This window comes from Pseudomonas sp. F1_0610 (assembly GCF_047470865.1).
Lineage (GTDB): Bacteria > Pseudomonadota > Gammaproteobacteria > Pseudomonadales > Pseudomonadaceae > JAZDRH01.
In genome coordinates this window covers 15,838-27,164 of record NZ_JAZDRH010000021.1, presented here as the reverse complement: position 1 = coordinate 27,164, position 11,327 = coordinate 15,838, and the positions used below count along the sequence as shown (strand labels likewise).

At 42.9% G+C, this 11,327-nt stretch carries 13 protein-coding genes; 2 read left to right on the top strand and 11 right to left on the bottom strand.

The annotated features are described in order from the left end of the window. Positions 1 to 13: 13 nt before the first annotated feature. The 9 genes from murB to VQ643_RS11760 all read right to left on the bottom strand — a co-directional run bounded on the left by murB (position 14) and on the right by VQ643_RS11760 (position 8,207). The gene (gene murB, locus VQ643_RS11800; protein ID WP_414199991.1) at positions 14 to 1,030 is read right to left on the bottom strand and encodes a UDP-N-acetylmuramate dehydrogenase; all 1,017 of its coding nucleotides are present in this window, start codon (positions 1,028 to 1,030) and stop codon (positions 14 to 16) included. After that, positions 1,030 to 1,494 carry a low molecular weight protein-tyrosine-phosphatase gene (locus VQ643_RS11795; RefSeq protein ID WP_414199990.1) on the bottom strand — a complete coding sequence of 155 codons (465 nt, stop codon included), beginning with the start codon at positions 1,492 to 1,494 and terminating at the stop codon, positions 1,030 to 1,032. The genes murB and VQ643_RS11795 overlap by 1 nt, the downstream gene beginning before the upstream one ends. A gap of 1 nt (position 1,495) precedes the next feature. Beyond that, complete coding sequence (gene kdsB, locus VQ643_RS11790) at positions 1,496 to 2,260, bottom strand: 3-deoxy-manno-octulosonate cytidylyltransferase (RefSeq protein ID WP_414199989.1); 765 nt, start codon at positions 2,258 to 2,260, stop codon at positions 1,496 to 1,498. Then, entirely contained in the window at positions 2,261 to 2,446 is a 186-nt protein-coding gene (locus VQ643_RS11785) for a Trm112 family protein (protein ID WP_414199988.1), read from the bottom strand. 10 nt (positions 2,447 to 2,456) lie between these two features. Beyond that, entirely contained in the window at positions 2,457 to 3,464 is a 1,008-nt protein-coding gene (gene lpxK / locus VQ643_RS11780; RefSeq protein ID WP_414199987.1) for a tetraacyldisaccharide 4'-kinase, read from the bottom strand. Beyond that, on the bottom strand, positions 3,464 to 3,889 hold the full coding sequence (locus VQ643_RS11775) for an ExbD/TolR family protein (protein WP_414199986.1): 426 nt from the start codon (positions 3,887 to 3,889) through the stop codon (positions 3,464 to 3,466). The genes lpxK and VQ643_RS11775 overlap by 1 nt, the downstream gene beginning before the upstream one ends. Then, positions 3,889 to 4,515, bottom strand: coding sequence for a MotA/TolQ/ExbB proton channel family protein (locus VQ643_RS11770; RefSeq protein ID WP_414199984.1), 627 nt, complete (start codon positions 4,513 to 4,515; stop codon positions 3,889 to 3,891). Before VQ643_RS11770 ends, VQ643_RS11775 begins: the two co-directional genes overlap by 1 nt. Before the next feature lie 221 nt (positions 4,516 to 4,736). Then, the gene (locus VQ643_RS11765) at positions 4,737 to 5,957 is read right to left on the bottom strand and encodes a sugar transporter (RefSeq protein WP_414199982.1); all 1,221 of its coding nucleotides are present in this window, start codon (positions 5,955 to 5,957) and stop codon (positions 4,737 to 4,739) included. 15 nt (positions 5,958 to 5,972) lie between these two features. Continuing rightward, positions 5,973 to 8,207 carry a DNA internalization-related competence protein ComEC/Rec2 gene (locus VQ643_RS11760; RefSeq protein ID WP_414199981.1) on the bottom strand — a complete coding sequence of 745 codons (2,235 nt, stop codon included), beginning with the start codon at positions 8,205 to 8,207 and terminating at the stop codon, positions 5,973 to 5,975. A gap of 93 nt (positions 8,208 to 8,300) precedes the next feature. Here VQ643_RS11760 and VQ643_RS11755 point away from each other — a divergent pair, with 93 nt between their 5' ends. Together VQ643_RS11755 and VQ643_RS11750 are read left to right on the top strand one after the other, a co-directional pair. Further along, complete coding sequence (locus VQ643_RS11755; RefSeq protein ID WP_414199980.1) at positions 8,301 to 8,681, top strand: VOC family protein; 381 nt, start codon at positions 8,301 to 8,303, stop codon at positions 8,679 to 8,681. Positions 8,682 to 8,757: 76 nt separating this feature from the next. Continuing rightward, the gene (locus VQ643_RS11750; RefSeq protein WP_414199979.1) at positions 8,758 to 9,321 is read left to right on the top strand and encodes a DUF2062 domain-containing protein; all 564 of its coding nucleotides are present in this window, start codon (positions 8,758 to 8,760) and stop codon (positions 9,319 to 9,321) included. A 56-nt stretch (positions 9,322 to 9,377) separates the two neighbouring features. Here the strand turns inward: VQ643_RS11750 and lolD are convergent, their stop codons facing one another. Together lolD and VQ643_RS11740 are read right to left on the bottom strand one after the other, a co-directional pair. Continuing rightward, positions 9,378 to 10,073, bottom strand: coding sequence for a lipoprotein-releasing ABC transporter ATP-binding protein LolD (lolD, locus tag VQ643_RS11745; protein WP_414199978.1), 696 nt, complete (start codon positions 10,071 to 10,073; stop codon positions 9,378 to 9,380). Further along, on the bottom strand, positions 10,066 to 11,313 hold the full coding sequence (locus VQ643_RS11740) for a lipoprotein-releasing ABC transporter permease subunit (RefSeq protein WP_414199977.1): 1,248 nt from the start codon (positions 11,311 to 11,313) through the stop codon (positions 10,066 to 10,068). Before VQ643_RS11740 ends, lolD begins: the two co-directional genes overlap by 8 nt. Positions 11,314 to 11,327: the final 14 nt, after the last annotated feature.

Below are 11,327 nucleotides of genomic sequence, written 5' to 3'. Positions count from 1 at the left end.
AGAAAGATGCTAATTACAGCCGATTAGGTTCTATTTCTAATGATACCTGAAATTTATCCCTAATAGTCTGCTGAATTTTTTGCGCCAGTTGCAAAATATCTTTGCCACTGGCATTTCCATAATTAACCAGTACTAACGCCTGCTTAGCATGTACTCCTGCATCACCTTGCCGATACCCTTTCCAGCCCGCTTTTTCAATTAACCAACCAGCAGCTAACTTGGCTTGCTCATTGCTTAGATTGTAAGAAATCAAGTCTGGGTAAGCCTGCTTTAAACGCTGTACTTGAGCTGTAGACACTAGTGGGTTTTTAAAAAAACTGCCGGTATTTGCCAGCTCAGCGGGATTAGGCAGCTTGCTTTGACGAATAGTACAAACAACAGCCGCTACTTGTTGTGGGGTTGGCTCGGCTATGCCTTCCTCGGCTAGCTGCTGACGAATAGGGCCATATTCTAAGTGCAGCTTTGCCTGTTTATTTAGCCTAAAACGCACACTTAAAATTAGATAACGTCCTAAATGTTGCTTAAAATAGCTTTCACGGTAAGAAAATTGGCATTTCGCATTGCTAAAATCTAAAACTTCACCAGTTTGTGTGTCCAGTGCTGTAAGACTATCTAGGTAGTCTTTTACTTCTACACCATAAGCTCCAATATTCTGTACAGGCGCAGCACCTACAGTACCAGGGATAAGGCTAAGATTTTCTAATCCAGACCACCCTTGGGCAAGGCTCCACTGTACAAATGCATGCCAATTTTCGCCTGCTTGGACTTCTAATGTTACGTGCTGCTGATCTTCGCTAAGTACCTGAATACCTTTAGTTGCAATATGCAAAACCAGATAAGGTATATCTTGGGTTAGCACCAGATTACTGCCACCACCTAATAAAAAAAACGGGATACCCTGCGCTTGAGCAAAGGCTAAGGCTTGTTGTATTTGGATCAAACTTTGTGCGCTAACAAAATATTTAGCTTTTACATCAATAGCTAAGGTGTTATAGGGCTTTAAGCTGACATCGTACTGCAATGCGTCCATTACAAACTCTCACGAACTTCGTCTAATAAATGACTACCCGCTTGTTCCAATAAGTTAAGCACTAACTCAAAGCCTTCCTCACCACCATAGTAAGGATCTGGCACCTCGCTATAAGCCAAGCTATAGCGCTGCAAGTATAGCGACAACTGCGCTTTAGCCTCTTTAGGCGCTATTGCTTTGAGATCATCTAAGTTGGATTTATCCATTGCCAAGATCAGATCAAAATGCAAAAAGTCTTCGGGTTGAACCTGTCTCGCTTTTAGATTAGAAATATCATAACCACGCTTAAGTGCTGCTTGTTGTGAGCGTTTGTCTGGAGGATTGCCGATATGCCAGGCAGCTGTTCCTGCTGAATCAACTGTGACCTGACTACTTAAGCCAGCACTTTTAAGCTGTTGACGGAAAAGCCCCTCAGCACTGGGAGAGCGGCAAATATTACCCAAGCATACAAACAGCACTTTCACCTTACTTCTCCAAAATAGCTTTAACTCGGATTAAGTCTTCTTCCGTATCCACACCTGCTGGCGGTGCTTCCACTGCATCTGCCACATGAATACGCACGCCATGCCACATGGCGCGGAGTTGCTCTAAGCGTTCCGTATTTTCTAACCAACACGAACCCCAGCGTACAAAATCTGCTAAGAATCCAGCGCGGTAAGCATAAATGCCAATATGGCGGCGATAAGGTACATCAGCTGGTAATTGTTCTGGCTGATTTGCAAAACTATCACGTGCCCAAGGAAAAGGAGCGCGGGAAAAACTAAGCGCTAAACCATTTTTATCGCTACAGACTTTAACGACATTTGGATTAAACAAGCTCTGTGCATCTAAAATAGGCTCAGCTAAGGTAGCAATAGCAGCTTCAGTAGTTTTAGCCAAGTTTTCTGCCACTTGATTGATCACACTCGGCGGAATTAAAGGCTCATCGCCTTGCACATTAACTACAATAGCGTCATCTGGCAGATTTAATTGCTGTGCGACTTCAGCTAAACGATCTGTGCCTGACTCATGGTCTGCACGTGTCATTACCACCAGAGCCCCAAAACGCTCACAAGCTTGGGCGATGCGCTCATCATCCGTGGCAATAACAACCTGTTCTGCGGCGCTCTTCATCGCTTGCTGCCATACATGCTGCAGCATAGGCTTGCCGGCTATTTCTTTTAGCGGCTTGCCCGGAAAACGGCTTGAAGCATAACGGGCGGGGATGACTACAATAAAAGGCTGGCTCATTTATTTCTCTAAACGCTCATCATTAGTGAGTGAACGGGCTTGTGATTCAAGCATAACTGGAATGTCGTCACGAATAGGAAAAGCTAAGGCATCTGCCTTACAAATAAGTTCGCTTTTATCTTCTGATAAATGCACTGGGCTTTTGCATAAAGGGCAAGCCAGCATATCGATTAATTTGCTATCCATTACAGTACTCCTAATGTGAAGCCTTGATTAATTGTGTCAAACGTTCATCCCACCACGCAATAAAAGCTGAGGTTGGTTTTGCATCCACCGCTAAATACCACCAATTAGACTGTGCAAATGAGCGGCATTTTACGGCATCTTTTTCTGTCATTAACACTGTATCTTTACCGACAAAGGAAAAGTCGGCTTGAGTAAAGCTAACATGATCGGCAAAAGCATGTGTCTGTGCAGTGATGTTAAGCTGTTCTATGGTATTAAAAAAACGCTGAGGATTACCAATACCAGCCACTGCATGAACGTTACCCTGCACTTTAAAAGCTTCTACAGTACAGCGTTCATTAGTTATTAGGTTAATCCAACTACTAGGCTGTAACTGAAAAGCAAAACCTTGCTCGCTATCTTCTAAGGCACCATTAAAAAGTACAGCATCTACTGTCGCTAGGCGTTCTAAAGGCTCACGCAAAGGCCCAGCTGGCAAGCAATGCGCATTCCCAAAACCACGTGCGGCATCGACTAAAACAATTTCAACATCACGTTCTAGTGCATAATGCTGCATGCCATCATCAGATAAAATAATATCAAATGATTCTTCTGCTAATAGCGCCTGCACTGCTTCATTACGTTTTGGCGAAGTCACTAAAGCAACGCCTGTGCGCTGTACCAGCAATAAAGGCTCATCACCTGCTACTTGTGGCGTGTCTGTTGCACGTACACGCCAAGGAAACTGAGGTGGTTTAGCACCATAGCCACGACTCACCACTCCGACCTTTAAGCCGCGCGCTCGACAATGCGCTATTAACCATAAAATCATGGGCGTTTTACCTGTTCCTCCAACTGTAATATTACCTACTACAACCACAGGCACAGGAGCACGATAGCTTGTCATCAAGCCTTGCTGATAACGTGCAAACTTATTTTTTACAATGCACTTAAACAAATACTCCAGCGGCCGCAAGAAAAGCGGAGCTGGAGTATTTTTTTGATACCATCGTTGTTGCAATTTATGAGCTAGACTCACTAATTTTCTTCTGCCTCAACTGTACTTATACGCAAACGAGAAAAACCTAATTTAGAGGCGGCATCCATCGCTGTTACTACAGCCTGATGTGGTGCCTTACCATCTGCGCTAATAGTCACTGGATAATCTTGGTTTCCACCAGAGGCTTCTACTAGTTTATCCATCAAGTGTTTTAAATCATTTACTGCTAATGGTTGATTATTCACGGAATAACTGCCATCAACGCCAATCAATACTTCCAGTGTTTGTGGCTCTGCTGCTTGTTGTGCTTCACCGCTCACTGCCTCAGGTAAATCAACCTTTAAGCGAGTTTCACGTGTAAATGTCGTAGTAACAACGAAGAACAATAGCAGAATAAACACCACGTCAATCAATGGAGCTAAGTTTATATCAACCTGCTCTCTGGGTTTTCGTGGGAATTTCACTATTTGTCCTCTATTTCGACATCACGATCGCCTTGCATTACGTCAACTAGCTTGATGGCTTCTTGCTCCATATGAACAACCAGCTCATCTACACGACGCACCAAATAGCGATGAAAAAATACCGCTGGAATAGCAACAAACAAGCCAGCTGCCGTGGTTATTAATGCTTTACCAATACCACTGGCTAACTGACCACCATTAGCCATACCAGAGCTAGTGTAAGCACTAAATATCTCAATCATACCTAAGACCGTACCCAACAACCCTAATAGAGGTGCAATAGAAGCAATAGTACCCAGCGCCGTTAAAAAACGCTCAAGCTCACTCACCACTTTAGCGCCAGACTCTTGAATAGCTTCTTTCATTTGCTCTCGACCGTAACGGGCGTTAGCTAATCCGGCTGCTAAAATTTGGCCTAGAGGTGAATTAGCGCGAATTTCTTTCAGTTTTTTACTATCCAACTGTTTGCCCTGCACCCATTTCCACACTTGACCTAACAAGTACGGTGGGCTAATTTTTGCAGCTCTTAATGTCCAAAGACGTTCAATAATGATTGCAGCGGCTACTACCGAGCACATAATGATGGGTAGCATTAACCAGCCACCTGCTTTTACCAGTTCCCACACAGTAAAAATACTCCAATCTGCAACTTACGCTTAGCAGCGTAAAATTAAAATAAGGGCTGCACCTTAAACGGATTAGCACATAAAGCAAATAGTTTAAGAATCAATTACTTAATTAAAAGGTAAAGTTTACTGATTCATGACAAAAGATCATATAGTGCCTAGTACAATAAATTGCCGACCTAAGTCACTTGTTTAAAAATTTATTGCGTTTTTCTACACAGCTACCCCAGCAGTTTGGTTTTAGGCTGCCTAGTTTTTCCTGTGATTAATCTGTAATACAGGCTAAACAATGCGACCGCCAAAGCAAAGGCCAGCAAACCAAGCACTGTGCTGCTGTAGCCGATATTAGCTAAACCAACAAAGCTGATAACCTGGCTTCCCATTAGTGCCCCTGCTCCTATCCCAATGTTAACAATGCCTGAGTAAATAGACATGGCTAAATCTGTCGCCTCAGGCGATAAATCTAATACTTTGATTTGCAACCCCAGGCCTACACAAGTAATAGCCACTCCCCAAAAGAAGGCGATACCAATAAAGCTCCATAACGAATCACTGAGAAAACCTAGAGAAAGCAAGCTAGCTGTCACCACCAATAATGCGCCTTGTAATAACTTAGCCGGATAAACAGTGTTATAGCGACTAAATACAAAGCTGCCAAAGATGCCAGCTACACCAAAGACTAGTAACAGCCAAGTGGTAGCTTGCTCTGACATACCTACTATTTGTTTGGCGAAAGGCTCAATATACGTATAAGTGGCAAAATGAGCAGTAAAAATCAGCGCTGTAAGCAGAAACAGGCCCAATAATGCCGGTTTAGTCAGCATCTGTGGTAAATTTTTTAAGCGACCTGAGTTAATACTAGGCAGGCTCGGCAAATAATAGGCAACCGCCACCATGGCTATAGCTGCTAATAAGCCTATGCTTAAAAAAGTTTGCTGCCAACCTAGCCACTGGCCTATTAGGCGCCCAAGGGGTAAGCCTAACACTGTAGCAATAGAGGTGCCTGTGGCTAATAGGCCTAAGGCTAAGCTTTTCTTGCCCTCTGGCGCCAAGCGAACAGCCAACGTAGCTGTGATAGTCCAAAATACTGCGTGGGCAAAAGCAATCATAATACGCCCGCCAAGCAGTACTTCAAAGCTAGGGGAGAAAGCAACAATAATGTGCCCTGTAATAAACAAAAAGAATACTGCGACTAATAGCCTGCGTCGTTCGACTGTTCCTGTAAGTAGCATCAGTGGGACAGATACCAATGCGACTACCCAAGCATACACAGTAACCATCAAACCTGTTGTTTCTTCAGTTAAAGAAAAGCTATGTCCAATATCGCTTAATAAAGCAATAGGAATAAACTCTGTTGTATTAAAAATAAACCCTGAAATTGCCAAGATAATCACGCGGGTCCAAGCGAGATTTTGTGTTTCTTGCGCGTTTTTTGTGCTCATGATCCATCCTAAGCGTTAATCATTCACTAATGAATTTCGCCAGAAAACATTAGCCTGCCGTGCATACTTAAGTTGTACTTGCCAACCTAGTTTAACAGTGATTGCCCCCTGTTGTGCAGTATCAAATATTGCAATATTTTTGTCCATTAAGCGTTTAATAACCAAGGGATGTGGATGCTGATACATATTAAAACGCCCTCGCGAAATCAATACAGTATGAGGCTTAATCTGTGCTAGTAACTCAGGATGAGTACTAGTATAGCTACCATGATGCCCAGCAATTAACCAATCAGCTTGCCAGCTAGGGTTAGCTTTTAAAAAGGCCATTTCACCTGGTCGTTCTAAGTCCCCCATCAACAACATACTGCTGCTATTCGTTTTAATATATAGAACACAGGACTTATCATTCGAGCTTACTGCCTTGTTCCAGCGCCACTGTGAGAACTCTACACCGTTCCAAACCCAGCTGCGAGTGACACAAGCCATAGAAGGTTTAATTAACGCTGGCTCGCCGCTAACTAATTGATCAACAGAAAACTTTTTCAGCACGCTAGGCAGTCCACCTGAGTGATCAAGGTGAGCATGTGAAATAATAATTTTATCTAAATGGCGCACTCCTTGTTTTTGTAAATACGGAACAACAACACTAGCGCCCATATCCATTTGCTTAAAGCGATTACCTGTGTCGTATAACAGGGTTTTATCTTTAGTTCGCACAACAATGGCCAACCCCTGACCAACATCGAGTACATTAATAAGGGCTTCTCCTTCAGCAACTTGACCTGTTGCCTGAAACAGACTGGGGAGCAAAAGAAAAACAGCCACTGCACGGCTAAAAACACCTCTTGGTATTAACCACAATAAGACGGCCAGCAGCAGAAACAACAAGCTGAGCGTCGATTGCGCAGGCAGTTGCCAAGCCGGTTGCCAGCTAGCAAACCACGCTAGTAAGCTAAATAATAATTCCATTGCTTGATGTGCCAACCCTAATAATAACTGTGCCAGCCAAGGAATTGGGAGAGAAACAGCACCTATTAAAGCTAAAGGCAAGACAATAAAACTAAGATAAGGGATAGCTATGATATTGGCTAAAGGCGCTATTGGGCTTACACCTAGCCCAAGTGCAATTAGCACTGGAAATAAACCAATAAAAGCTACCCATTGCGCTTGCCATAAAAACTGACGCGCTGTTGGCCTAGTTAAGCGCCCTGAAAAAACTAAAAGCAACACACCAACCACTGCAAAAGACAACCAAAAGCCATTGAGCAAAACAACCAATGGATTGATTAGGAGCACCAGAGCTAATGCCAAACAAAAAGGTAGCCACGCACTGAGGTAGCTATACCGCCAACGCCATAACAGCACGACCGTAAGCATTAATAAAGCACGCTGCACAGGTACAGTAAAACCTGCTAACCAGGCATAGGTCAAAGCTACTAGCCATGCACTTAAACACGCACAGGTTAACCATGAATAGCTCATTGGCCAAAAGCGCTGACGTCCTAACCACGCCACACAGGCATAAATCAAGCCTGCTATAATGCCTATATGTTGCCCTGATATAACAAACAGATGAACTGTGCCTGTATCATTGAGTAACTGCCAACGCTCCTGTGTGAGCTGGCTAGCATCACCTACAATAAGGGCAGCTAAACCTTTATCTTCAGGTAATTGTGCAAAAAGTCGTTGGCGCACTGCATCACGCCAGGCATAAACACCTTGGGCTTCCGTTTGTTTTTCAGCCGCCTTGACTGTTGCTGTCGCGCCAATCCCCTGTGCCAATGCCCAAGCTTCAAAGTCAAACAAGTGAGGATTAGTTAGCCCTTGGGTATCTTTCAACTGCAAAGCTAGACGCCAACGTTCACCCGCTCGAACTTCCTTAGCGTTGTACCAACTGACATTAATTAATTTAGGCAGCGAAGTACGCCTAGAATACGCTTCTGCAAGTTGAAAGCGAGCTATTATTTCATTATTGCTCTTGTCAATATTGGGCAGCCCTACAACCACTCCCTCAACCCAAAGCACGCGCCCTGCCCAGTGGCTATCTAATTTGTCATCCAATGCCCATTGCGCATTTATACAAGCCCAAGCAAAAGCTAGGAGAAAAGTACCTAACCAGTAAACTCGTCTAAATAATAAAAGTAACAGGCCTAGCACCAGGACAACCAATAGTAGCTTATTATTAGGTAGTTGAGACAAACCTAAAATGGCCAAATTACCTGCAATAATTGAAAGTAAGATTCGATACATGCAGCCCTCCCTTTATTTAGCAAAATAGAGGACTTAAAAGACTTTTCCAGTGCATAAAGATTAAGTATGCTTATTTTCTTTAAGGACAGCTTTATGCATTTATCTCATCTTGATCATTTGGTTCTAACCGTTAACGATATTGCTACGAGTGTGAATTTCTATCAGCGCGTACTAAATATGCAGAAAGTTAACTTTGGCCAAGACCGTATAGCACTGAGTTTTGGACAGCAAAAAATTAATTTGCACGAAAAGGGTAAAGAGTTTGAGCCAAAAGCCTATCGCCCTACAACAGGCTCTGCTGATTTATGCTTTATTAGCGCCACCCCAATGGAAAAAATAGTAGACCATTTACACAACTGTAATATCACTATTTTAGAGGGTCCTATAGTACGCACTGGAGCAACAGGCTCCATTCTATCTGTGTACATTCGTGATCCTGACCAAAACCTAATTGAGATTGCTAACTTACAATAGATTTTGCTTAAGGTTCGATTTACTTTTTTAATCTAGACTACTAGCCTTGTTTTAGTTTTTTACCTAAAGGACAAGTATGTCGCGTAAGTTTTTTAAACGCTTTATGCCAAGCCCCGAAAAAATCCAGTCTAACCGTTGGCTGCGTTTTTTAGGCGGTATCATTCATGATCCCAATCTATGGCATTTTAATCGTCACTCCATTTCTCGTGCAGTGGCTATTGGCCTATTCTGGGCAATGATTCCTATGCCACTACAAATGCTCGCAGCGGCTTTAAGCGCTTTTTTCTGGCGAGCAAATTTACCGCTTTCAATTGGCTTAGTTTGGTTAACAAACCCTGTCACCATTCCGCCTGTATTTTATGCCTGTTATAAGTTTGGTTCTTGGATTCTAGGCATTCCTCCCATGGAGGCACCTGAACACATTAGTTTAGAATGGATAATGGCGTTATTTAAGCACAGCTGGCTACCACTGTATTTAGGCTCTCTTATTCTTGCTCTAGTATTTAGTGTTTGTGGTTATTTTTTCACGCTCTGGTATTGGCGATGGTCTGTTGGCAGAACCTGGAAAGCACGCCAAAAAAGCCGGCGCTTAAAGCTATTAGCCTTGCTTAATCAGCAAGCCATTAAAGAGCAAAATTAAGTTAAAAAAATAGCTGCTTGGATAGGCAGCTATTTTTGTGGCATTTAATGTCAGTGTTAAAGATCACTCAACTCTATTTGTACTAGCTTGCCATTTTCCAGCTTCAAAGTACGATCCATCTGTTTAGCCAGCTCCTGATCATGAGTAACAACCAAGAAAGCGGTGCCTAATGAACGTGATAATTCAAGCATTAGTTGCTGAATACCTTGAGCTGTGCTCTTATCCAGATTACCTGTTGGCTCATCTAAGAGTACTAATTTAGGCTGTGTAACTAAAGCACGGGCAATAGCAACGCGCTGACGCTCGCCACCTGATAACTCAGAAGGTTTGTGCGCTACACGCTTTTCTAAGCCTACACTGGCTAGTATTTTACGGGCTGTTGCTTCTATTTCTGCGATTGGTTTTTTACCAATAAGCAACGGCATGCAGACATTTTCTAGTGCTGTAAACTCAGCTAGCAAATGGTGGAACTGATAAACAAAACCAAGGGTTTTGTTGCGCAGTAATCCACGTTGTTTTTCATTTAATGCACTAAAGTCTTGCCCTGCAATAGATACACTGCCTGTGCTGGCAAGATCTAAACCGCCTAGCATATTTAATAAGGTTGTTTTACCTGAGCCTGAACTACCCACAATGGCTACACGTTCGCCTGCTTTTAGTTGCAAGTCCACTTTATCAAGCACAGTTACTTTTTGTGGTCCTTGATCATAAAACTTGCTGAGTTCACGGCACTCTAAAACATAATCATTCATAACGTAGCGCCTCTGCAGGTTGCGTGCGCGATGCACGCCAAGCGGGATACAAGGTTGCCAAGAAGCTTAGAGACATGGCAGATGAACAAATAATCACAATATCTTCAAGCCGTAATTCAGAAGGCAAATAACTAATAAAGTAAACATCTGAACTTAGAAATTTCAGCCCTAAAGCGCTTTCAAACCACGCAATAAAGTCCGTTACATTGAGGGCTGCTAAAATACCTAAAACACCGCCTATAAAGGTACCAATAAAGCCAATAAGCGTACCTTGCACCATAAAAATCATCATGATTTGTTTAGGTGTAGCACCTAATGTGCGCAAAATAGCAATATCGGCTTTTTTATCTGTCACCACCATAATTAAGGTAGAAACAATATTAAAAGCTGCCACAGCAACAATAAGAATGAGCAGCAAACCAATCATGGTTTTTTCCATTTTAATGGCTTGGAAAAGATTGCCATGGGTACGCGTCCAATCACTGGCATACACGCCATAATTGTCTAACTTGCTGGCTAAGCGTTGAGATAACACTGGCGCCATAAAAAGGTCATCCATTTTCAAGCGAATGGATTGCACAGTTTGCGTATTCATACGCGATAAACGAGCAGCGTCTTCTAGATTAATAAGGGCCAATGAGCTATCTAACTCTGCACCAACACTAAATACGCCGGTCACAGTAAAGCGTTTTAAGCGAGGGAATACACCAGCTGGGGTCATGGCTGCTTCAGGTAAAACCAAAGTGAGTTTGTCACCCACACCAACACCAAAACGACGCGCAGCAAGCTGACCGATGATAATGCCAAACTCGCCTGACTTCAGTGCGTCTAAATCACCTTGAACCATATGCTCGCTAATAATGGATACATTTTTTTCGTACTGCGGATCAACGCCCGTTACCAAAATGGGTAATACTGCCCCATTATGAGTCAGCATACCTTGTAATTGTGTATAAGGCGCCGCGGCCGCTACGCCTGGGTAATCTTCTAATTCTTTAATGATTGTTTGCCAATCACTAATTGGCTCAACTGAGTTAATAGTAGCGTGAGGTACCATACCTAAAATACGTGTTCGTAACTCTCGATCAAAACCATTCATCACAGACAAGACCAGAATCATCACTAGCACCCCTAGCGCTAATCCAATCATTGAGGTTAATGAAATAAAAGAAATGAAATGATTACGTCGCTTGGCACCCGTATATCGCATACCAATAAAAAGGGGTAAAGGTCTAAACATATAGCATTAACTCT

Coding starts and splice junctions, on each gene's coding strand:
- VQ643_RS11740 (WP_414199977.1), bottom strand. CDS start 11,313: ATGTTTAGACCTTTACCCCTTTTTATTGGTATGCGATATACGGGTGCC.
- murB (WP_414199991.1), bottom strand. CDS start 1,030: ATGGACGCATTGCAGTACGATGTCAGCTTAAAGCCCTATAACACCTTA.
- lolD (WP_414199978.1), bottom strand. CDS start 10,073: ATGAATGATTATGTTTTAGAGTGCCGTGAACTCAGCAAGTTTTATGAT.
- VQ643_RS11760 (WP_414199981.1), bottom strand. CDS start 8,207: ATGTATCGAATCTTACTTTCAATTATTGCAGGTAATTTGGCCATTTTA.
- VQ643_RS11750 (WP_414199979.1), top strand. CDS start 8,758: ATGTCGCGTAAGTTTTTTAAACGCTTTATGCCAAGCCCCGAAAAAATC.
- VQ643_RS11785 (WP_414199988.1), bottom strand. CDS start 2,446: ATGGATAGCAAATTAATCGATATGCTGGCTTGCCCTTTATGCAAAAGC.
- kdsB (WP_414199989.1), bottom strand. CDS start 2,260: ATGAGCCAGCCTTTTATTGTAGTCATCCCCGCCCGTTATGCTTCAAGC.
- VQ643_RS11755 (WP_414199980.1), top strand. CDS start 8,301: ATGCATTTATCTCATCTTGATCATTTGGTTCTAACCGTTAACGATATT.
- VQ643_RS11765 (WP_414199982.1), bottom strand. CDS start 5,957: ATGAGCACAAAAAACGCGCAAGAAACACAAAATCTCGCTTGGACCCGC.